The sequence below is a fragment of the Kribbella sindirgiensis genome (genome assembly GCF_004331435.1).
Classification (GTDB): domain Bacteria; phylum Actinomycetota; class Actinomycetes; order Propionibacteriales; family Kribbellaceae; genus Kribbella; species Kribbella sindirgiensis.
In genome coordinates, this window is record NZ_SJKA01000005.1 from 384,675 (window position 1) to 405,092 (window position 20,418).

Below are 20,418 nucleotides of genomic sequence, written 5' to 3' on the forward strand. Positions count from 1 at the left end.
GAACTTCGTCTGGCTGCCCTTACGGGGTGAGGCCGGTCAGTGCGAAGAACTCCTGCCGCGAACTGGGGCTTTCGCGCAGGATCCCGTGCAGCGAGGACGTGACGGTGCGCGAACCCGCGGCACGGACACCGCGCAACGACATGCACTGATGCTCGGCCTCGATCACGACACCGACGCCCTTCGGTGCGAGGTGGTCCTGCAGCCAGTCGGCGACCTGCTTGGTCAGCCGCTCCTGCACCTGGAAGTCGCGCGCGAACAGCTCCACCACCCGGGCCAGCTTCGACAGCCCGAGGATCCGGTCGCCGGGCAGGTACCCGACGTGGGCGACGCCCTGGAACGGCAGCAGATGATGCTCGCAGAGCGACTGCACCGGGATGTCCTTGGCCAGGACGAGTTCGTCGTACCCCTCGTCGTTCGGGAACGTGGTCAGCTCGAACTCCCGCGGCGTCAGCATCTCCGCGTACGCGTTCGCGACCCGGCGCGGGGTGTCCGCCAGGTGCGCGCTGTGCGGGTCCCGCCCGAGCGCGGTCAGCAGGTCCGCGACTGCCCGCTGCGCGGCGGGCAGGTCGATCTCCGCCCGGCGCGCGACGATATGGAGGGGGACGGACTCGAGGTCGGCCGAGATCGCCATCTGCACACTCCCTGAGAGATCAACGAACTGACATCATACTGTTTGACCAACTGATGTTGTCGATAGAATCATTCCGTGGACCTGTCCTGGGATGCCGCTGTTCAGGCGGTCGCCGTACTGGAGGAGCCGACCCGTCGCCGGCTCTACGAGTACGTCGTCGGCCGGCCCGAGCCCGTGAGCCGGGACGACGCCGCCGGCGCGCTCGGGATCCCGCGGACGACGGCCGCGTTCCATCTCGACAAGCTCACCGAAGAGGGGCTGCTCGACACCTGCTACGAGCGGCGTACCGGTCGCACCGGCCCGGGCGCGGGACGCCCCGCGAAGCTGTACCACCGCTCCGACCGCGAGATCGAGATCACCCTCCCCGAACGCCAGTACGCGATCGCCGGCCACCTCCTCGCCGCTGCCATCCAGGACGCCGAAACCACCGGCCTCACGCCCCGCGAGGCAGTCAACCGCCGAGCCCACGAGTACGGCGAAGCGCTCGGCCGCGCCGCCCGCGACCGCGCTGACGGGGATGTGCTGGTGCAGGTGCTCGAGGCGCACGGTTTCGAGCCGCGCCCGGAGTACGACGGGATCGCCCTGGCGAACTGCCCGTTCCGACGACTCGCGAAGGACCATGCGCAACTGGTCTGCGGCATGAACCTGCACCTGGTCGCCGGCCTCCTGACCAGCCTCGACGCCCCGCTCCAGGCCGTACTCGCCCCCACTCCCGGCCACTGTTGTGTCCGGATCACGAGCTCTCACTAAGCTCACCCTGTGGCGAAGAGACAGAGTCAGGGAACACCCGCGACCGTTGCGCTGACGAGGGCGAAGGTCGAGTTCACGACGCACGCCTACGAGCACGACCCGGCGGCCAAGTCGTTCGGGCTCGAGGCCGCCGAAGCACTCGGGCTGGCGCCGGAGCAGGTGTTCAAGACCCTGCTCGTCGAGGTCGACGGGAAGCTCACGGTCGGCGTCGTACCGGTCGACAAGCAGCTCGACCTGAAGGCGATCGCGGCCGCGGCCGGCGGCAAGAAGGCGGTGATGGCCGACCCGGCCGCCGCCGAGCGCACCACCGGGTACGTCGTCGGCGGCATCAGCCCGATCGGCCAGAAGCGCGCCCTCCCCACGGTCGTCGACAGCACCGCCGCCGACCACCCGACTGTCTACGTATCGGGCGGCCGGCGCGGTCTCGACATCGGCCTGTCCCCCGTCGACCTGATCACCGTGACCAAGGCCCGTACGGCGGCTATCGCCAGATAGACCTGAGCTGGTGGATCGTCAACTGCTCGACGACCGCCCGCCCCTCGGCCACCAGCTCGAGCTCGGCCGGACGGACGTTGTAGCTCTGGTAGACCGCACCCTCGTTCCCGAACACGTCCAGTTGATCGCGGTCGACCAGCAGGTGGAGCTTGATCTTCCCGTTGACCGGTAGGAGTTCGGCGCCGTCGAGCCGCTGATCCTGGTACGTCACCGCGCGCCCGACCTTCAGCGTGAAACGCGTAGCTTGGCTGACGTCGATCGTTGCCTCCAGCTCGTAGGTGCTGCCGGCCGGGATCTGCTGAACGCCGTCCTCGACCGTCAGGTTCGCCCGGGACTGCGTGCTTTCGCGGAGCGACGCAAGCTCCGGGATCGGGGTGCTGAACACCCGGAGGCCGTCGTCGGTGTGATGCAGGGCGAGGTCCACCGGGAAGGACGCGTTGCCGGTCCAGATCGATCCCTTGTTCTCGCCCTGCCAGGCCATCGACACGACCCGGTCGTTCGGCAGGTTCTCGAAGTTGAGCGCCGCGTAGTACCCGCTCCCGGCGTGCGTGGCGGTCTGGTTGATCTTCTGCGGTTCGGTCCAGTCGGTGCGGAACGCCGTACCGTCCCAGTCGCCGACCTGGTACTCGCCGCTCCCGCCGTGCAGGAGCCAGCGGTACCCGCCGTCGATCGGCATCCGGATCAGGTTCGGGCACTCGAACAACCAGTCCGCCCGGTAGCGCGAAGCGAACGTCCAGTCGAGCAGGTTGGCGGACGTGGAGAAGTCGACGCCGTTACCGCCCTCGTCCGACCACACGACCATGCCCCACTGCTTCGACACCGGATCCCAGAACACCTTCGGGTCGCGGCTCGTGCCACCGGGCGTCACGACCTTCTTCCCGTCGGCGTACGCCGTGAACGTGGCGCCGCCGTCCAGGCTGTAGAAGACCGTGACGCCGTTCGTACCGGAGTAGACGATGATCGGGTCGTCGTCACCGTTCTTCAGACCGCTCGCGTTCCCGGTGTCGACCACGCCGCCGCCGGACCACAGGTCGCCGGGATGGACGTGCGGGTCGAGCGCGATCGGCCGTTGTGTCCAGTGCACGAGATCGGTGCTGGTCGCGTGGCCCCAGTGCATCGTGTCCCAGACCAGGCTGAACGGATTGTGCTGGTAGTAGAGGTGATACACGCCGCGGTAGTACAGCGGCGCGTTCACGTCGTTCATCCAGCCGCCGCGGGTGCTGAAGTGGAACTGCCCGCGGTTGTCCTCCTGGTAGTTCGTGTCCGGATACGGGAAATCGTCGGGCGTCATTGGTCCACCAAATCACGAGGCGCGTCCGCGTCGCCGGGTCGCAGCGCGCCGGTCATCAGCGAGACCACCTGGCTCATCGACGCGTTCTCCGGGCTGACCACCGCGGCACGGCGGCCGAGCCGGTGCACGTGGATGCGGTCGGCGATCTCGAACACCTGCGGCATGTCGTGGCTGATCAGCACCACCGGCAGGCCGCGGTCGCGGATCCGGCGAATCAGGTCGAGGACCTGACGGGACTCCTTGACGCCGAGCGCGGCGGTCGGCTCGTCCATGATCACCAGCCGGCTGCCGAACATCGCCGCCCGCGCGACCGCGACCGCCTGCCGCTGACCGCCGGACAGCGTCTCGACCAACTGGCCGATGTGCTCACGGTTTCGATGCCCAGGGCATCCAGTTGCTCCTGGGCCCGCGCTCGCATCGCGGACCGGTCGAGCAGCCGAAGCGTCGACCCGAGCGGTCCGGTACGACGGATCTCGCGGCCCAGGAACAGGTTGGTCGCGATGTCCATCGCCGGAGCCAGCGCGAGGGTCTGGTGCACCGTCTCGATGCCCTTGTGGCGAGCGTCGAGGGGTGAGTGGAAATGGGTCACCTGGCCGTCGAGCAGGATCGTGCCGGCGTCCGGGATCAGCGCCCCGGACAGCGCCTTGATCAGGCTGGACTTGCCCGCGCCGTTGTCGCCGACGACGGCCAGCACTTCACCGGCGTACAGGTCGAAGTCGGCGCCGTCGATCGCGGTCACCCGGCCGTAGCGTTTGACGAGACCGCGGGCCTGCAGCGCTGGGCTCTTGAGAGCGGGTTCGGTCATCGCGACCTCCGTCGGACGATCTGGTCGAACGCGACGGCGGCGATCACCAGGACACCGGTCGCGACGTCCTGGTACAGGCTGTCGATACCGGCCTGTGTCAGACCGCTGCGCAGTACGGCGACGATCAGCGCCCCGACCACCGTGCCGAGGACGCTGCCGCGACCGCCGAACAGGCTGGTGCCGCCGATCACGACCGCGGTGATGCTGTCCAGGTTGCCGGTCTGGAAGGCGTTCGGGTCCGCGTTCGGGATCCGGCCAAGCGCCTGCCAGGCGGCGAACGCGTAGATCACGCCGGCGATCAGGTACACACTGAACCGGGTCCGGCCGACGTGGATACCGGTCAGCCGGGCCGCCTCGGGATCGTTGCCCAGGGCATACACATGACGACCCCAGGCGGTTCGGGTGAGCGCGTACCAGGCGACGGCGAACATCACCACGGCCAGTGTCATGCCGTGGGTGACCTTGAGCTGGCCGAACAGGTAGCCGCCTTCGCCGAGGACACCGAGGACGTCGTTGGTGACGGGGTAGGAGTTTCCCTCGGAGTAGAGACGGCCCGCCGCGAGTACGACGGTCAGCATGCCGAGCGTCACGATGAACGGCGGAAGGTTGAGCAGTGTCACCAGCGCACCGGACACCGCGCCCAGCCCCGCGCACACCACGAACGCGACCAGCAACGCGACTCCGGACGGACTCCCGTCGGTCACCAGACGCGCCAGGACCATCGTCCCGAGCACCATCACCGCCGCGTTCGCCAGATCGATTCCGCCCGTCAGCACGATCAGCGTCTGCCCGAGGGCCAGCGTCGCCACCACCAACGACTGCTGCATCACCAGTGAAATGTTGTCGACAGTCAGAAAGGTGCTGGTGGTCGCCGAGAACACGACCACGGCGAGGACCAGCGCGGCGAGCGGCCCGAGTGCAGGATTGTGGACAAAGGCTTCCGCGGATCGGTTCCGCAGAGTGATTGTCTGCATCGGTCAGCCCCAGCAGTTCTGGGCGCCCCAGGTGGTGTCCTTGGAGTCCAGGCCCGCCAGGGGTTTGTCGGTGATCAGCTGGGCGCCGGTGTCGATGAAACCGGTCGGCTTCTTGCCGTCCTTCGCGAACGAGACGACCGCGTCCACACCTTGCTCGGCCATCTTCTTCGGGAACTGCATGACAGTGGCCAGGTACTTACCGGCCTTGACGTCGGCGACACCCTGGCACCCGCCGTCGATGGAGCCCACGGCAACCTTCCCGGCCAGGCCCTTCGCCGTGAGCGCCGCGACGGCGCCCCGCGCGGCCGGTTCGTTCAGGGTGTAGACGGCGTTCACCGACGAGTCCCGCTGCAGCAGGTTCTCCATCGCGGCCTGGGCCTTGTTCTGGTCGCCGTTCGTCGGGGCCGTCCCGAGGATCGCCGGATCGCCGTCCTTCAGCCCCATCCCCTGCAGGAATCCGCGGTGCCGCTGCTCGTCGACGGTGCCGCCCGGCGTACCGTCCATCATCAGCAGCTTCGGCGCCGTCGACCCGAGCGTGGCCTTGACGTACTTGCCCTGCAGTTCGCCCGCGGTCACGTTGTTCGTCGCGTACGTCGCGTCGACCGCGTCCTTCGGGTCGGTCTCGGTGTCCAGGGCGATCACCAGAACGCCCTGCTCCTTGGCCTGTTTGAGCGCGCCGAGGATGCCGGTCGAGTTGCTCGGCGTGATCATGATTCCCTTCACGCCCTGCTGGACGAGGTTCTCGATCGCGGCGACCTGCCCCTCGTTGTCGCCGTCGAACTTCCCGGCCACCGCGATCAGCTCGGCGCCCTTCTCCTGCGCATGCGCCTTGGCGGACTCGCGGAGCTTCACGAAGTACGGGTTGGTGTCGGTCTTCGTGACCAGCCCGATCTTGACGGGTCCACTGCTGTCGCCGGCGCCCTCGCCGGACTTGGTCTTCGTACACGCCGACGTACCGGCGAGCGCTACGGCCAGCAGGATCACGGGGACGGTTCTTCTCACGGGGCTGCCCTCCCGGATGGGGGTAGGCCCGGGCACTGCCGCACTGCGCAGACCCGGGCGAAGGTCTGAGGAGCGAAGCTAGACCGCCCCGCGCGGTCGCCGCTGGCTTTGCGCAAAGCCTTGCGCAAAGCGACACAGAGCAACGAACATACGACGGATGGTCACGATGACCGAGGTCGCCCGCGCCGCCGGTGTATCGGTGAGCACGGTCTCGCACGTCGTCAACGGCACCCGCCTGGTCGCGCCGAAGACCCGGGAACGGGTCCAGCACGCGATGCGGGTCCTCGGCTACCAGCACCACCCCACCGCGCGCTCACTGGCCGCCGGATCGAACCAGACCATCGGCCTCGCGATCACCGCGGCCTCGAACCCGTACTGGGTCGAGCTGATCCAGGGCATCGACGGCGAGGCCACCCGGGCCGGCCTGAACCTGATCATCGTCGACACCCGCGACGACGCCCGGCACGAGGCGGCCGCGGTCGCGAACCTGATCGCCCACCACATCGAGGGCCTGGTGATCGCCCCCGCGGTCGGCTGGCGGGACGTCACCCTCCCGCTGCTCCGCGACCATCCGATCCCGTACGTCGTCGTGGACCGGATCGACCCCGACCTCCGGGTCGACCAGGTCGGCGTCGAGAACGAGGCGGCGACCGCGGCGGTGGTCGACCATCTGATCTCGCTCGGACACACCCGGATCGGCATGCTGCTGGGGATCGAAGGATTGTCGACAAGCAGCGAGCGGCTCCGCGGGTATCACGCCGCGCACCAGCGGGCCGGCCTGCCCGTCGATCGGGCCCTGCTGGTCGACGGATTGTCGACAAGTGACGGCGGCCGCCGGGCGGCGTGGGAACTGCTCGAACTGGACCGGCCGCCGACCGCCGTGTTCGCCGCGAACAACAACATGACGATCGGCGCCCTCGCCGCCTTCCGTGCGGCCGGGGTGAAGGTCCCGCGGGACCTCGCCATCGCGGCGTTCGACGACTTCGCGTGGGCGGACCTGTTCAGCCCGGGCCTCACGACGGTCGCCCAGCCGTCGGCCGCGATCGGCGCCCGCGCGGTGCAGTTGCTGCTGCGCCGGATGAACGACCCCGGCGCACCTCCGCAGGCAGTCAGACTGCCTGCGGAGATCATGCACCGCGAGTCCTGCGGATGTACGCCCTAGCTGTCCTGCCCTAGTGTCCTGCGCCCGAAGTTCGTGAGCCAAGTCCAGGCCCGAAGCCCTCATCACGGCCGGCCCGCGGCACCTCATCCAGCACGACCAGCGCCGACGGCATCTTTGTGCACCCACCAACCGTTCTCCGGGCGGTTGCGTGGTTGAGCCGTGCACAAAGAAGCGCCGCGACGCGACGGGGCTTTGGGGAGGTTTACCCTCCCGAAATGGGCTGTAGAGCTCCCCGGTTCCGTCCACGGACCTCCCCAAACCGGTTTGGGGAGGTTGCCTGTTCGTCTTTGTGCACGGCTCGACCAGAAACCGGCCGGAAAAATGGTTGGTGGGTGCACAAAGATGCCGTCGGCGCTGGTCGTGCTGGGGAACGTGCCGCGGGCCAGCCGTGATGAGGGCTTCGGGCCGGACTTATCTCGCGAACTTCCGACTCAGGGCACTAGCCGGTGATGCTGGGCTTGCCCGTTTCCAGGTGGCCGGACAGCCGGCGGCGGTACGTCGGATCGTCGGGGGTCGTGACCTCGACGTCGTACCAGCCGCTGTCGGTCGGCCAGAAGAGCGGGCGGGACTGCTTGCCGCGGAGCTCGACCGTCGTGGTCTTGCTGCCGTAGCCGCGGGCCTTCAGCTTGATCGTCAGCGGCTTCCGCGAGCCGTTGACCAGGTGCAACTGCAGCGCACCGGCGCGGTTCTCGATCCGTACGTCGAGGGCTGCCGCCGCACCGTCGGTCGAACCGGCGACGTCCGCCCAGAACCGGTTCGGGCCCTGGACCGCGAGTTCGAACGGTCCGTTGACGGGCATCGCGACCACGGTCGGGGTGTGCTTGTGGTGGACGTCGAAGTGCGCCGGCGCCGGGAGTTCACCGCCGTACGGATAGACGGCGAAGTGCGCCGACTGGGAGCCGTGGTTGCTGAGGGCAAGCATCAGCTTGCCGTCGGCCACCGATCCCGAAACCGCCGGCCCGTAAGGGAGTGCGCGGGCCGGACGCCGGCCGGGCTCCTGGACCGGAACCGCCTGGTCGGTCGGCGGCGCCGGGTGCCAGCGGTTGATCGGCGCCGGAACCGGGCCGGGCTTGTCGACCGACGGCTGCCGGTAACCGCGGTCGAAGTCGAACGCCGAGGTCAGGTCGCCGCAGGCCGTCCGCCGCCAGGAGCTGATGTTCGGCTCCCGGACACCGGTCCAGAGTTCGAGGAAGCGCAGGACCGAGGTGTGGTCGAAGACCTGCGAGTTCACGTGACCGCCGACCGACCACGGTGACACGACGGTCATCGGGACGCGCGGGCCGAGCCCGATCGGCTTCCCGGCGTACCAGTCGTCGCCCTCGCCCGACTCCGGCCGCGGCGCGACCGGCGGCGGGACATGGTCGAAGTACCCGTCGTTCTCGTCGAAGTTGATCAGCAGCACGGTCTTCGACCAGGTCTCCGGGTCGGAGGCGATCGCGTCGAGCACGTCGTAGATCAGGTTCGCGCTGCCGACCGGGGTGGACGAGCCGGGGTGCTCGGAGTCGACCGCGGACGGCACCAGCCAGCTCACCTTCGGCAGCGTGCCGGCCTTGATGTCGGCGCGCAGCCGCGGCACCAGCGACTCCGGCTCGGACCGGTACATCGCCTTGTGGAACAGCGCCTGCTCGCCGGCGGGCAGCTTCCCGACCGCCGCCTCCAGCTGCCGCAGCGCGACGGCCCGCTCGGCGTCGGTCTTCGCGAACAGCTTGTCGTAGAACTCCTCGGTCGTCCGGTAGCCGCCCGGCACGTTCTCGAGGATCCGGTGCCCGATCTCCTTGAAGGTCTTGAAGTACTCGACCGCGTTGTCGGTGAAGTTGTCCCACTCCTGGTAGATCTGCCAGGAGACACCGGCCTGCTCCAGCCGTTCCGGGTACGCGGTCCAGTCGTAGCCCTTGTGGTCGTAGGAGTACGCCGCGTTCGTCACCGCGCGCTGCGTCGTACCGGGCTCGTAGCCGACCGTGCCGGACCACAGGTAGTTGCGGTTCGGGTTGGTCGAACCGTTGACCGAGCAGTGGTACGCGTCGCAGATCGTGAACGTCTCGGCGAGCTCGTACTGCAGCGGGATGTCGCGGCGGTCGTAGTACGTCATCGTGGCGGCCGTCTTGGCCTGCACCCAGTCGTCGTTCCAGCCGCCCGCCCAGGCCTGCGTAGCGTCGCCGTACCCGTGCGCCAGCGCGCCGAGGTACTGGATGTCGTCCGGGTTGCGGCCCGCGTCGGCGGCGGCCTTCCGGAGCGAGAACGGCAGCACCTCGCCGCCGCCCGTCTTCGGCTGGTGGAAGATGCTCTTGCCGTTGCGCAGCCGCAGCGGCTGCCGGTCGCCGTACCCGCGGATTCCGCGCAGCGCACCGTAGTAGTGGTCGAACGAGCGGTTCTCCTGCATCAGCACGATCACGTGCTCGATCGCGCGCAGCCCACCACGCCTCACAGGTTGCGCCATCGCGGTGTGCAGTGACGGTGGGAGCAGCGACACCGCTGCCCCACCCGCCACCGAACCGAGCACCAGACGCCGAGAGATCTCAGTCATGGTCCGGACCTTAGGGGCGGCCCGTAGCCGAAGCGAGACCTCGAGATGAACAGCTATCCGCGTCGAGCGATTGCTGCATCCCGCAACTGCTGAAGGGTCTGCTCGGTCGTCTCCCAGCCCATGCAGGCGTCGGTGATCGACTGGCCGTAGACCAGCTCCCGCGTCGGGTCGAGGTCCTGGCGACCCTCTTGCAGGAACGACTCCAGCATCACGCCGACGATCGCCCGGTTGCCGGCGGCCACCTGCGCACCGATCTCCTCGGCCACGACCGGCTGCCTGCGGTGGTCCTTCCGGCTGTTGCCGTGGCTGGCGTCGATGACGACGCGCTCGGCCAGGCCCGCCTTCTGCAGGAGCTCGACAGCGCCCGCCACGGACTCCGCGTCGTAGTTCGGGCCGCTGTCCGAACCGCGCAGTACCAGGTGACAGTCGGGGTTGCCGCGGGTGTGCAGGATCGCGGGGGCGCCGTCGTGGTCGATACCGGTGAAGACGTGCGGTACGGCGGCCGCCTTGATCGCGTCGACGGCGGTCGCGATCGATCCGTCCGGACGGTTCTTCATCCCGATGGGCATCGACAGACCGGACGACAGCTGCCGGTGGACCTGGCTCTCCACGGTCCGGGCGCCGATCGCACCCCAGCCGACGGTGTCCGCGATGTACTGCGGGGTGATCGGGTCGAGGAACTCGCAGCCGACCGGCAGACCGAGCTCGCTGACCTGCACGAGCAGCCGCCGGGCGATCCGCAGACCGCGGTTCACGTCACCGGAGCCGTCCAGGCCCGGGTCGTTGATCAGGCCCTTCCAGCCCAGCGTCGAGCGCGGCTTCTCGAAGTACACCCGCATCACGACGAGCAGGCCGTCGGACAGCCGCTCCGCGACCGGGCGGAGGCGTTCGGCGTACTCGAGGGCAGCGTCGGCGTCGTGGACCGAGCACGGGCCGACGACAACCATCAGCCGGTCGTCGACGCCGTTCAGTACGTCGGTCACCGCCTGGCGGCCGTCGGCCACGGTCCGGGCGAGGTCGTCGCTGAGCGGGAACTCGTCGTGCAGCGCGAGCGGAGTGACCAACGGGACGGTCTTCTCGATCCGTCGGTCGACGACGCGGGACTGCTCGCTCGGCTTGGGGAGGGTGTTCATTCTGGGGACCTTTCCGCCGGTCCGCATGCGTGCGACGCAGTCAGCCGGCTGGGAACGAGAAAAGGCAAGGACGGTTGTCCTTGCCTTCGTGCCGGCTCTGGTGTCTGCGGTAGGGCGTCAGCAATCGGCTGAGTCGCCCGGCACCAGGGCCGGCCACTCAAAAAATCGCCAATAGCTACGCGTCACGAGGACGACAATAGCACCCCCGCCGGACCGGATTCTGGTGGGTGGGCGTCCGAGATGCAGGGTTTACGCCCGGGATCTGGGTCGCAAACCCTGCATCTCGGACGTCAACCCACCAACGGTTCAGGCGGCGGGCGGTTGCTCGCGAGTAACCACCTGACCGGTGGCCTCGTTGATCGCTGCAAGACCGGATCGAGACATCGGGGAGTGCAGCAGGTGGTGAGGCCGCGGACCTTCGAGTTGGTTCGGTACCGGGATCCCAGTGGCGTGTCCGGGACCGGCGTGGTGGCGGAAGGGTGTGAGTTCACCGACGGCTCGGTGGCCCTGCGCTGGCGCGGCGACAACCCGGCGACGGCTGTCTGGCCGAACGTCGACGCGATCCTGGCCGTGCACGGCCACCAGGGTGCGACCGAGATCCGCTGGATCGACGCCCAGACCTCGCCGACCGTGCCACGGGCCGGTCTCGACAACCTCTTCGACGAGCTGCACCAGGTGCGGCCGCCGACCTCCCTGTCCGACTCGCCGCCGCCCGGCCACGCTCGTGGATGGGCGGGGGCCCGCCACCTCAGGTAGAACATGCCCGTGACACAGATCCACTCGAGGCAGCGCCCATGTCCGTGACACAGATCTACCTGGTCCGGCATGGTGAGCCGGACTACGAGCCGGTCGACTCCCGGGGCTGGCCGGGGATGGCGGCCGACTCCGCTCCGCTCACCGCCCTCGGGATGAAGCAGGCCGAGGAGCTCGCCGACCTGCTCGGCGGCATCCGCGCGACGTACCTGGTCAGCTCCCCGTTCACCCGGGCACTGCACAGCGCCGCGATCATCGGCCACCGGCTCGCACTCGGCGTCAAGGTCGACTACGACCTGCGCGACTGGTTGCCGGACCACACCGGTCTGTGGCGCAGCGCCGCCGACGTCCGCGCGGCCCAGGCCGAGTTCGAGGCGTACGACGGAGAGTGGCCGGACGGCATCCAGCGACCCTGGGAGCCACTGTCCCGGGTCCGCGAACGCGCCCGCGGCGGCCTCGCCCGGCACACCGCCGGCACCGACGGACCCGTCCTGGCGATCACGCACGCGACCGTGATCCGCGCCCTGACCGGCGAACGGGACACCCCGCACGGAGGCCACGAGTACCACCGGTTCGACCCCGAAATCGGTGCCTGAGGCATCTGCACGTGCAGACGACTTTGCACCGTTAAAGTGACTCATGTCACATCAGGTGATGACGTGAACACCCCCGCCGCCTGAAATCCGCCGATCACGGGCCGCGACGGCACTCTTCACAACTTCTGCGATAACGAATGGCCCGAACTTCGAGACAACAAGGGTTGAACTCGCTCTGAGATGAGCATAGTTTTCACCGAGCGCCCGTCCGCGCTTACGGTGAGTCATAGGAGGTTGCCATGTCGAGAGGGATGCCTCGCCTGCCCCGCCCGCTCATGGATCTGTGGGACTGGCAGTCGCAAGCCGCATGCCGGGACGTCAACCCGGAACTCTTCTTCTCACCCGAATCGGAGCGTGGCGTTCGCAAACGCGCCCGCGAGATGGTGGCCAAGTCGCTCTGCGGCACCTGCCCGGTCCAGCCCGAGTGCCGCCAGCACGCCCTCGCCGTCGGCGAGCCGTACGGCGTCTGGGGCGGCACCACGGAATCCGAGCGCGACAACACCCTGCTGCCCGAGCACCGGAAGTCCGCCTAGTCCACGAGACCGGCGTCGCAAGGCCTGGGTGAAACTCAGGCCTTACCGTCGTCGGTCTCGGACGGGGAGTCCTCGGACCCCTTCGTGTCCTTGGGTTCCTTCGGTTCCTTGGGTTCCTTGGGTTCCTTCTGTGCCTTGGGCGGTTTCGGCTCGTCCGCCGGTTCCTCGGGCTCCGGCGGCCGCACGGTCGTGCGCGGGTCCCGGTAGCGGTCCAGTGACTTGAGGAAGTCCGGATCGTCGTCGGGCGCCGGCGGCCGCGCGGCGGGCTTCGACGGTTCGCGCCGTACGACGCTCTCCTTGCGGTTGGCGTACGCGCGCGACATCAGCAGCCAGACGATCGGCCCGGCGAACGGGACGAACACGATCAGGACGATCCACAACAGCTTCGGCAGATGCGGCACGTCTTCGTCAGGTGTCTGGATGCACGAGAACAGCGCGTAGACAGTCAGCACCAGGCTGATCAGGAACGGCAGAAATCGGACCACGCTCCAACAGTACGGCCACTACGGGCACAGGTGGTCTCAACGGGCGGAGGCGGTGAGTCCCCGGGCGCGGAGCACCGAGTTCTCCAGCGGCCGGAACACCAGCAGTTCGATGCCGACGCCGACCACGAAGATCAGCACGATCCCGGCGAACACCATCGAGATGTCCGACAGCGACATCCCGTTGTGCAGGAACTGCCCGAGGCCCTCGCCGAGCTCCGGCGACGTCGCGATCAGCTCGGCCGCCATCAGCGACCGCCACGAGAACGCCCAGCCCTGTTTGAGCCCGCCGAGGAACCCGGGCAGCGCGGCCGGCAGCAGGATGTACCGGATCCCGCCGAACCGGCCCGCGCCGAGCGCCTTGCCGACCCGCGGCAGGATCGGCGGCACCTGGTCGAGACCGGACACCAGCCCGTTCGCGATCGACGGCACCGCGCCGAGCAGGACCACCCAGTAGATCGCGCGGTCGTTCAGCCCGAACCACAGGATCGCCGCCGGCACCCACGCCACCGACGGCAGGCTCTGCAGCCCCGACACGAGCGGGCCGACGCCGCGCCGTACGACGCGGATGTTCGCGATCGCGAGCCCCAGCGGGACCGCGATCAGCAGCGAGATCGCGAACCCGATGACGGCCCGGTGCACCGATACCCAGAACAGCCCGACGATGTCGCCGCTGGTCACGAGCTGCCAGATCTGTCCCCAGACGGCGGCGGGCGCGGGCAGTTTGAACTCGAGCCAGAACGCGGCCGCCCACAACGCCTGCCAGATCGCGACGAACACGACGATCGCCCCGACCGGAGGCAGTACCCGGCCCGCGATCCGGCGTACCCGGGAGCCCTCGGTCGCGACGACCGGGGTGTCGAGGGCGTCCAGACCGGCCTCGACGGCGCCCTCGTCCTGAACCTCAAGCTGCGGCATGACTGCTGATCACCTTGCGCAGAGCGATGTTGATCTCGTCCACCGCGTCGGGCGTGTCCTCGACATCCCACTGCCGTACGACGCGCCCGGGACGCGACGACAGCAGTACGACGCGTTGCCCGAGCCGCACCGCTTCGCGGACGTCGTGCGTGACGAACAGGATCGCCGTACCGGTGGCACGCCAGATCCGCAGCAGCTCGCCCTGGAGAACGTCACGGGTGATCGCGTCGAGCGCCGAGAAGGGCTCGTCCATCAGCAGCAACGACGGCTTCCCCGCGTCCGCACTGTCCGTCGTGGAGGCGAGCGCGCGAGCCAGGGCGACCCGTTGCCGCATGCCACCGGACAGCTCGTGCGGCCGCTTGTCACCGAGACCGGCGAGCCGCACCAGCTCCAGCAACTCCGCGGCCTTGGCCCGCCGCTGCGCCTTCGGCACGCCGGCCATCCGCAGCGGAAGCTCGACGTTCCCGGCCGCCGTCAGCCACGGCATCAGCGCGGCTTCCTGGAAGACGACCGCGGGCCGCGACGAGTTCAGTTCGATCCGGCCGCTCGTCGGCCGGTCCAGACCGGCGACCAGGTTGAGCAGCGTGGTCTTGCCGCACCCGGAGGCCCCGAGCAGGCACACGAACTCGCCGGCACCGACCTCGAGGTCGACGCCGTCCAGCGCGACGACTGCCTTCCGGCCGCTGCCGAACGCCTTCCCTACTTGATGAAACCGCACTGGGCTGAGCTGACTCGGCGGTGCGTCGACAGTGGCGGTCATCGCGCTCTCCTCTACTTACTTCGCGTCGAGGCCGGCGGCGTCGACCGCCGGCTTGCCAGCCTGGGTGAGGACCTCGTTCAGCGGCCCCAGGTCCGCGAAGCCGGCGACGTTCGGCGCTTCCTTCGCGATGCCCGCGGTGACCTGGTCCTTGGCAAGCTGCGGGAAGGTCGCGGCGATCGGGTCCGCGGTGATCTTGATGTGCTCCCACGCGCGGTCGATGACCGCGGGCTTCAGCGCCTTACCGGTCGCCTCCTTGAGCTGGTCGTTCACCACGGCCTTCGCCTGCGCGGCGTCCGACGTACTGAAGTCGATCGCTGCGTTCAGACCCTTCAGCAGCGCCGTCACCGTCGCCGGGTGCTCCTTCAGGAACTGCGTCCGGACGATCAGCACAGTCGTCGGGAACTGCCCGTCGGGCCACAGCGACGCCTCGTCGAGCAGCACCTTCGCGCCCGCGTCCAGGACCAGCCGGGACGACCAAGGCTCGGGCAGCCAGGCCGCGTCCACGTCACCCTTCTTGAACGCGTCGAGCGTCTGCGCGTTCTCCAGGTTCGTCACCTTGACCTTGCCGGTCAGCTGGTTCCCGGCGAGCCACTTCTTCAGCGAGACGTCCTGCGTGTTGCCGAGCTGCGGCGTGACGACGGTCTTGCCGACCAGGTCGGCCGCTTTGGTGATCGTCGGCTTGACCACGAGCTGAGCACCGCCGGACGTGGCGCCGGCGATCAGGCGGACCGCCTCTCCGTTCGACTTCGCGTAGGCGTTGATCGCCGGGCCGGAGCCGATGAAGGACGCGTCCAGCGAGCCGCCGAGCAGCGCGCCGACGGCCTCGGGACCCGCGTTGAACTTGGTCGGCACCAGCTTCGTGCTGCCGAGTTCCTTGGTGAAAAGGCCCTTGCCGAGACCGACCAGTGCGGCGGCGTGGGTGACGTTCGGGAAGTAGCCGAGCCGCAACTCGGTGGCGGGACCTTTGTCGGCCGACGTGGCAGCGGACTCGTTGCCCTCGGCACGCGAGCAGCCGGCAGCGGCGACGGTCAGCGCCAGGGCGGCAGCGAGCAGGCGGAACGGACGGAAGGCGGAGATGCTCACAGGGACCTCTGACTTGAAGGGAGGTGAAGTTCAGGAAACGGGCTCGAGCTCGTTCTCGTCGAGGAGACGCTCGGCCTCCTGTACGGCACTGGCGGTACGGCGGGCCTGGACGCGGACGCCGTACGCGACGATCGCGGCCCAGCCCAGCACGAGGGCCGCGTAGACGGCGTACCGGGGACCGGTAGTCACGTCGAGGCCGTTCAGCACGGTGCGGGCGTTGGTCAGGATCAGCACCAGGCCGACCCCGACCCCGAGCCAACGGGTGGCCAGCCGGGACACCAGCCAGGCGGCCAGCGGGGCCGCGATCACGCCGCCGATCAGGAGGGCGGCGACGATGTCGAACGGCAGGTGCTTCCCGCCCAGCCCGAACAGGAACCCGATGCTCGCGGCGACCGAGACCAGGAACTCGGCGGCGTTCACCGAACCGACGGCCCGGCGCGGCGCCAGCTTGCCGCTGGACAGGAGCGCGGAGTTCGCGACCGGACCCCAACCGCCGCCACCGGTGGCGTCGATGAAGCCCGCCACCAGACCGAGCGGGCCGAGGAACCTCCCGGCCGGACGGCCCTCGATCACCGCGCGGACCTTCCCGGTGCCGAACCGGACCAGGATGTAGACGCCGAGCAGGAGCAGCAGACCGGCCACCCACAGGGACGCCGACTCGGTCGAGAGGCTGGACAGGAACGTCGCGCCGGCGAACGCCCCGACCGCGCCGGGCGCCCCGATCAGCGCGACCACGCGCCAGTCCACGTTGCCGAACCGCCAGTGCGACAGGCCGGAGGCGAGCGTGGTGCCGACCTCGGCCAGGTGGACCGAGGCGGACGCGATCGCCGGGGTGATCCCGGTGATCAGCAGGGCGGTGCTGGCGGTGACGCCATAGGCCATACCGAGGGTGCCGTCGACGAGCTGGGCGATCGAGCCGAGCAAGGCGATCAGGATGAGACGACGCACAGAAGTACTCCTACGGATCGGGAAGGAGACGGGCGGAGAGAACTACGCCGTCGCCCGACAACCCGAGGAGTTCACGCGCAGCAGATCGACGTGCCGGCGCCGTGTGAGGGCGTCTCCGGGCGCGTTCGCGATCAGCTGCATAGGACCATGAAAGCGGACAAAGTCGAGCAAGATGCTCAGGTTTCAGCATGTGGACCTGTCAATCAGTTACCGAGACAACCGATCACAGGTGATCATCGGCCGGATCTGGTCAGACGGTTGAAAGCAGGGCGCGCGGCTGCCTACGGTCCTCAGCGTGCTGACTCCTCGATCTCTCAAGACCGAGTACGCCGCCCAGCCGCTCGGCGTCGACGTCCCCCGGCCACGGTTCAGCTGGGTCGCCGTCGCGCCCGGGTACGGCGCGACGCAGACGGCGTACCAGATCCTGGTCGCCTCCGCGCCGGAGCTGCTGACGCCGGAGAGTGCCGACGTGTGGGACTCGGGCCAGGTCGAGTCGGCGCGGACCTTCGGGATCGAGTACGACGGACCGGCGGCGGCGCGGACGCGCTACCACTGGACCGTCCGGCTGTGGTCTCCGGACGAGGTCGGCGAGTGGGCCGAGCCGTCGTGGTTCGAGACCGGACTGCTCGACGAAGGGTTCGGCGCCGCGCAGTGGATCGGCGGCACGACGGACAGCGCTCCGCTGCTCCGACGAGGCTTCGTCGTGGACGGAACCGTGCGCCGCGCGCGTCTGTATGCGAGCGGTCTCGGCTACGCGGACCTGCGGCTGAACGGTCAGGCGGTCAGTGACGCGGTCCTCGATCCCGGGTTCACGGCGTACGACCGCACCGTGCTCTATGTGACGCACGACGTGACCTCGTTGGTGCGGGCCGGCGACAACGTGGTCGGCGCCGAACTCGGGCGGGGCTTCTTCGGACTGACCTCGGTGAACGTCTGGCGCTGGCACGACGCGCCGTGGACCGCCGACCCGCGGCTGATCGCCCGGCTGGTCGTCGAGTACGACGACGGTCGCGTTGACGAAGTGGTCACGGACGGGACGTGGCGCATCACGGGCGGCCCGACGCTCTCGGACTCGCTGTACACCGGTGAGACGTACGACGCGCGACGCGCGCTGCCCGGCTGGGACGCGCCCGGGTTCGACGACTCCGCGTGGTCCGCGGCGACGGTCGTCGAGGCGCCCGACGGGGAGCTGACCGCGCAGGCCCACGAGCCGATCCGCGTGATCGAGACCGTCGACCCGGTCGAGGTCACCGAGGTCCGCCCGGGCGTGTGGATCGTGGACTTCGGACGGACCGTGGCCGGCTGGACCAGGCTGACGACCACCGCGCCGGCCGGGACGACGATCAGCCTCACGCACGGCGAGACGGTTGCCGATGGCAACGTGGCGGCGTGGAACGTGCATGTGGACGGCGACCGGATCCAGCGCGACGAGTACATCGCGGCCGGGACCGGGGTGGAGACCTGGGAGCCACGGTTCTCCTACAAGGGGTTCCGGTACGTGCAGGTCGAGGGCGCCGCGGCCGACGTCCAGCTGCGGGTGGTGAACTCGGACGTCTCGTCGGTCACCCGGTTCGCGTCGACGCAGGCGCCGTACGAGCAGTTCGAGCAGGCGATGCGGCGGACGATCCTGAGCAACCTGCACGGGATCCCGACCGATACGCCGTACTTCGAGAAGAACGGGTGGACCGGCGACGCCCAGGTCGGCGCGCCGACGATGCTCGCGACCCTCGATCTGGCGCGGTTCTTCACCAAATGGCTCGGCGACATCCGGGACAGCCAGGCGGACTCCGGGCAGCTCCCGGTCATCGTGCCGACCAGCGGCTGGGGTTTCACCGACCTCTCCCCCGCGACCGAATGGCCGACCGTCTATCCGTTCCTGCTGCGCGAGATGTACCGCTGGTACGGCGACGAGCGGCTGCTCCGCGAGCACTGGGACTCGCTCACGCGGTATCTCGCGTGGGAGCTGGACCGGGTCGAGGACGGGTTGTCGGTGAGCGTTCTCGGCGACTGGCTGCCGCCCGGGTTCGGGAGCGGTCCGGCGCCCGAGGACCGGCGGCTGACGGGTACGGCGTACCTCTACCGGGCGCTCGTGGTCGCGGCGGAGATCGGTGAGCTGATTGGACAGCCCAACGAATACCGGAAGGCGGCGGAAGGGCTCGCCGACGGGCTGAACCGGACGTTCCTGGACCGTGAGGCCGGTCGCTACCGGTCGGCCGACGACCCGGACTACCGGCAGACGTCGAACGCGGTGCCGCTGGCGTTCGGGATCGTGCCGGACGAGTTCGTCGAGCGGGTCGCGGCCGGGCTGGCCGCCGACGTCGAGGCGCGTGGCTTCCATCTCAACACCGGCTGCCTGGGCGTCGGCGTACTGCTGCCGGTGCTGACCGCCCACGGGTACGGCGACGTGGCGACGAAGGTCGCGCTGCAGCGGAGCTACCCGAGCTGGGGCTACTGGTTCGACCTCGGCGCGGACACCATGTGGGAGAAGTGGGAGGACGACTCGCGGTCGCGCAACCACTACTTCCAGGGCACGGTCGTGCAGTGGATCTTCGAGAACGTCGCCGGGCTGCGCGTCGTCGACGCCGGCAGCGAGCGGATCGTCGTACGGCCGGATGCCCGCGACGAGGTGGACTCGGCGAGCATCCGCACCGAGACGATCCGCGGGCGGGTGGCGGTCTCGTGGAAGAAGACGGGACGGGTGCTGTCGCTGGACGTGCAGGTGCCGGTCGGGACCACGGCCGAGGTTCAGGTGCCGTCGGAGCGCGCCGCGGACGTCGACGCGGTGCCGCGGGCGTTCGCGGGCACGCCGACGTACGGCGAGGGCTACACCGTCTACACCGTCGGCGCCGGGCAGTGGTCCTTCACGAGCCGGTCCGCTTCGTGAAGATGAGGTCGCGGACCTCGCGACCCTCCGCCTGCGCGCGGGACTCGAACTTGGTGACCGGCCGCCACTCGGGGCGCGGGGCCCAGCCGTCGTACTCGTTGCGCAACGACGGTTCGGCCGCGCACACCTCGAGCATCCGGTCGGCGTAGTCCGCCCAGTCCGTTGCCAGGTGCAACGTCCCGCCCGGCTGCAGGCGATCCGCGATCAGCGCGACGAACGGCGCCGTGACGAGCCTGCGCTTGTGGTGCCGCTTCTTCGGCCACGGGTCCGGGAAGTAGATCCGGACGCCGGCCAGCGTGCCGGGAGCGACGTGATCACGCAGGAAGTCCAGCGCGTCCCCCTGCAGCAGACGGACGTTGCCGAGGCCGTACTTCTCCACCCACAGCATCAGCTGACCGAGACCGGCCGGGTAGACCTCCGCGGCCACGTGATTGACCTCGGGCGCCGCGACCGCGAGCTGCGCGGTCGCCTCACCCATCCCGGAGCCGATCTCCAGCACGGTCGGCGCCGTACGTCCGAACCAGTCGGCCAGATCGAGTGTGCCGGGCGGCAGATCCTCCTGGGTCCGCCCCAGGTCGGACCAGTGGGACTGCCAGACACGCTTCTGCCCGACCGTCATCCGCACACTGCGGCGGACGGTGCTGTACACCCCTGGCTGCCTGATCTGATCCGTTGGTCCCACCAGGCGAATTCT

20 protein-coding genes and 1 pseudogene are annotated in these 20,418 nt (G+C 69.2%); 7 read left to right on the top strand and 14 right to left on the bottom strand.

Annotated features, from left to right (window positions below; genetic code table 11):
- Positions 1–19: 19 nt before the first annotated feature.
- Entirely contained in the window at positions 20–631 is a 612-nt protein-coding gene (folE, locus tag E0H50_RS16825; RefSeq protein ID WP_131289238.1) for a GTP cyclohydrolase I FolE, read from the bottom strand.
- 75 nt (positions 632–706) lie between these two features.
- Here folE and E0H50_RS16830 point away from each other — a divergent pair, with 75 nt between their 5' ends.
- Both E0H50_RS16830 and ybaK read left to right on the top strand, forming a co-directional pair.
- Positions 707–1,381, top strand: a complete 675-nt coding sequence (locus E0H50_RS16830; RefSeq protein WP_131289240.1) for a helix-turn-helix transcriptional regulator — start codon at positions 707–709, stop codon at positions 1,379–1,381.
- A gap of 9 nt (positions 1,382–1,390) precedes the next feature.
- Positions 1,391–1,876 (top strand): Cys-tRNA(Pro) deacylase, encoded by a 486-nt coding sequence (gene ybaK, locus E0H50_RS16835; protein ID WP_131289242.1) that lies wholly within the window; start codon positions 1,391–1,393, stop codon positions 1,874–1,876.
- On the opposite strand, the gene E0H50_RS16840 is transcribed toward ybaK, so the two are convergent.
- The 4 genes and pseudogenes from E0H50_RS16840 to E0H50_RS16855 form a co-directional block, all read right to left on the bottom strand.
- On the bottom strand, positions 1,863–3,167 hold the full coding sequence (locus tag E0H50_RS16840) for a glycoside hydrolase family 32 protein (RefSeq protein WP_131289244.1): 1,305 nt from the start codon (positions 3,165–3,167) through the stop codon (positions 1,863–1,865). The two genes, ybaK and E0H50_RS16840, sit on opposite strands and share 14 nt — an antisense overlap.
- A pseudogene (locus E0H50_RS16845) lies at positions 3,164–3,972 on the bottom strand (ATP-binding cassette domain-containing protein). Before E0H50_RS16845 ends, E0H50_RS16840 begins: the two are co-directional and overlap by 4 nt.
- Complete coding sequence (locus tag E0H50_RS16850) at positions 3,969–4,946, bottom strand: ABC transporter permease (protein ID WP_131289246.1); 978 nt, start codon at positions 4,944–4,946, stop codon at positions 3,969–3,971. Before E0H50_RS16850 ends, E0H50_RS16845 begins: the two are co-directional and overlap by 4 nt.
- A gap of 3 nt (positions 4,947–4,949) precedes the next feature.
- The gene (locus E0H50_RS16855; RefSeq protein WP_131289248.1) at positions 4,950–5,948 is read right to left on the bottom strand and encodes a substrate-binding domain-containing protein; all 999 of its coding nucleotides are present in this window, start codon (positions 5,946–5,948) and stop codon (positions 4,950–4,952) included.
- A gap of 157 nt (positions 5,949–6,105) precedes the next feature.
- Here E0H50_RS16855 and E0H50_RS16860 point away from each other — a divergent pair, with 157 nt between their 5' ends.
- Positions 6,106–7,110, top strand: a complete 1,005-nt coding sequence (locus E0H50_RS16860) for a LacI family DNA-binding transcriptional regulator (RefSeq protein ID WP_131289250.1) — start codon at positions 6,106–6,108, stop codon at positions 7,108–7,110.
- 439 nt (positions 7,111–7,549) lie between these two features.
- On the opposite strand, the gene E0H50_RS16865 is transcribed toward E0H50_RS16860, so the two are convergent.
- Together E0H50_RS16865 and E0H50_RS16870 are read right to left on the bottom strand one after the other, a co-directional pair.
- On the bottom strand, positions 7,550–9,634 hold the full coding sequence (locus tag E0H50_RS16865; protein WP_131289252.1) for a phosphocholine-specific phospholipase C: 2,085 nt from the start codon (positions 9,632–9,634) through the stop codon (positions 7,550–7,552).
- A 53-nt stretch (positions 9,635–9,687) separates the two neighbouring features.
- Positions 9,688–10,767, bottom strand: a complete 1,080-nt coding sequence (locus E0H50_RS16870) for a 3-deoxy-7-phosphoheptulonate synthase (protein ID WP_131289254.1) — start codon at positions 10,765–10,767, stop codon at positions 9,688–9,690.
- Between the two features lie 402 nt (positions 10,768–11,169).
- On the opposite strand from E0H50_RS16870, the gene E0H50_RS16875 reads away from it, so the two are divergent.
- The 3 genes from E0H50_RS16875 (at position 11,170) to E0H50_RS16885 (ending at position 12,649) form a co-directional block, all read left to right on the top strand.
- On the top strand, positions 11,170–11,523 hold the full coding sequence (locus E0H50_RS16875; RefSeq protein ID WP_131289644.1) for a hypothetical protein: 354 nt from the start codon (positions 11,170–11,172) through the stop codon (positions 11,521–11,523).
- Between the two features lie 38 nt (positions 11,524–11,561).
- Positions 11,562–12,116, top strand: a complete 555-nt coding sequence (locus E0H50_RS16880) for a histidine phosphatase family protein (protein ID WP_238151015.1) — start codon at positions 11,562–11,564, stop codon at positions 12,114–12,116.
- 239 nt (positions 12,117–12,355) lie between these two features.
- The gene (locus E0H50_RS16885; protein WP_130380423.1) at positions 12,356–12,649 is read left to right on the top strand and encodes a WhiB family transcriptional regulator; all 294 of its coding nucleotides are present in this window, start codon (positions 12,356–12,358) and stop codon (positions 12,647–12,649) included.
- A gap of 35 nt (positions 12,650–12,684) precedes the next feature.
- Here the strand turns inward: E0H50_RS16885 and E0H50_RS16890 are convergent, their stop codons facing one another.
- From E0H50_RS16890 to E0H50_RS44510, 6 genes are read right to left on the bottom strand one after another with little or no spacing between them, the layout of a single operon-like run.
- Positions 12,685–13,134, bottom strand: coding sequence for a PLD nuclease N-terminal domain-containing protein (locus tag E0H50_RS16890; RefSeq protein ID WP_131289256.1), 450 nt, complete (start codon positions 13,132–13,134; stop codon positions 12,685–12,687).
- Between the two features lie 36 nt (positions 13,135–13,170).
- On the bottom strand, positions 13,171–14,049 hold the full coding sequence (locus E0H50_RS16895; RefSeq protein WP_131289258.1) for an ABC transporter permease: 879 nt from the start codon (positions 14,047–14,049) through the stop codon (positions 13,171–13,173).
- The gene (locus E0H50_RS16900; protein WP_131289260.1) at positions 14,036–14,809 is read right to left on the bottom strand and encodes an ABC transporter ATP-binding protein; all 774 of its coding nucleotides are present in this window, start codon (positions 14,807–14,809) and stop codon (positions 14,036–14,038) included. Before E0H50_RS16900 ends, E0H50_RS16895 begins: the two co-directional genes overlap by 14 nt.
- 15 nt (positions 14,810–14,824) lie before the next feature.
- The gene (locus E0H50_RS16905) at positions 14,825–15,892 is read right to left on the bottom strand and encodes an ABC transporter substrate-binding protein (protein WP_131289262.1); all 1,068 of its coding nucleotides are present in this window, start codon (positions 15,890–15,892) and stop codon (positions 14,825–14,827) included.
- Positions 15,893–15,922: 30 nt separating this feature from the next.
- Positions 15,923–16,840 (bottom strand): sulfite exporter TauE/SafE family protein, encoded by a 918-nt coding sequence (locus E0H50_RS16910; protein WP_131289264.1) that lies wholly within the window; start codon positions 16,838–16,840, stop codon positions 15,923–15,925.
- Positions 16,841–16,882: 42 nt separating this feature from the next.
- Positions 16,883–16,981 carry a putative leader peptide gene (locus tag E0H50_RS44510; protein ID WP_420323247.1) on the bottom strand — a complete coding sequence of 33 codons (99 nt, stop codon included), beginning with the start codon at positions 16,979–16,981 and terminating at the stop codon, positions 16,883–16,885.
- 154 nt (positions 16,982–17,135) lie between these two features.
- Here E0H50_RS44510 and E0H50_RS16915 point away from each other — a divergent pair, with 154 nt between their 5' ends.
- Positions 17,136–19,724: a family 78 glycoside hydrolase catalytic domain gene (locus E0H50_RS16915; RefSeq protein WP_238151016.1), complete on the top strand. Its 2,589-nt coding sequence runs from the start codon at positions 17,136–17,138 to the stop codon at positions 19,722–19,724.
- Here E0H50_RS16915 and trmB read toward each other — a convergent pair.
- A complete protein-coding gene (gene trmB, locus E0H50_RS16920) occupies positions 19,702–20,406 on the bottom strand; it encodes a tRNA (guanosine(46)-N7)-methyltransferase TrmB (RefSeq protein ID WP_131289268.1) in 705 nt (234 codons plus the stop codon). The two genes, E0H50_RS16915 and trmB, sit on opposite strands and share 23 nt — an antisense overlap.
- Positions 20,407–20,418: the final 12 nt, after the last annotated feature.

Bases quoted from the DNA above. Each gene is read 5' to 3' on its own strand.
- E0H50_RS16840 (WP_131289244.1), bottom strand. From the start codon at position 3,167: ATGACGCCCGACGATTTCCCGTATCCGGACACGAACTACCAGGAGGAC.
- E0H50_RS44510 (WP_420323247.1), bottom strand. From the start codon at position 16,981: ATGCAGCTGATCGCGAACGCGCCCGGAGACGCCCTCACACGGCGCCGG.
- E0H50_RS16865 (WP_131289252.1), bottom strand. From the start codon at position 9,634: ATGACTGAGATCTCTCGGCGTCTGGTGCTCGGTTCGGTGGCGGGTGGG.
- E0H50_RS16885 (WP_130380423.1), top strand. From the start codon at position 12,356: ATGTCGAGAGGGATGCCTCGCCTGCCCCGCCCGCTCATGGATCTGTGG.
- E0H50_RS16850 (WP_131289246.1), bottom strand. From the start codon at position 4,946: ATGCAGACAATCACTCTGCGGAACCGATCCGCGGAAGCCTTTGTCCAC.
- E0H50_RS16870 (WP_131289254.1), bottom strand. From the start codon at position 10,767: ATGAACACCCTCCCCAAGCCGAGCGAGCAGTCCCGCGTCGTCGACCGA.
- E0H50_RS16860 (WP_131289250.1), top strand. From the start codon at position 6,106: ATGGTCACGATGACCGAGGTCGCCCGCGCCGCCGGTGTATCGGTGAGC.
- folE (WP_131289238.1), bottom strand. From the start codon at position 631: ATGGCGATCTCGGCCGACCTCGAGTCCGTCCCCCTCCATATCGTCGCG.
- E0H50_RS16880 (WP_238151015.1), top strand. From the start codon at position 11,562: ATGTCCGTGACACAGATCTACCTGGTCCGGCATGGTGAGCCGGACTAC.
- E0H50_RS16900 (WP_131289260.1), bottom strand. From the start codon at position 14,809: ATGACCGCCACTGTCGACGCACCGCCGAGTCAGCTCAGCCCAGTGCGG.
- E0H50_RS16895 (WP_131289258.1), bottom strand. From the start codon at position 14,049: ATGCCGCAGCTTGAGGTTCAGGACGAGGGCGCCGTCGAGGCCGGTCTG.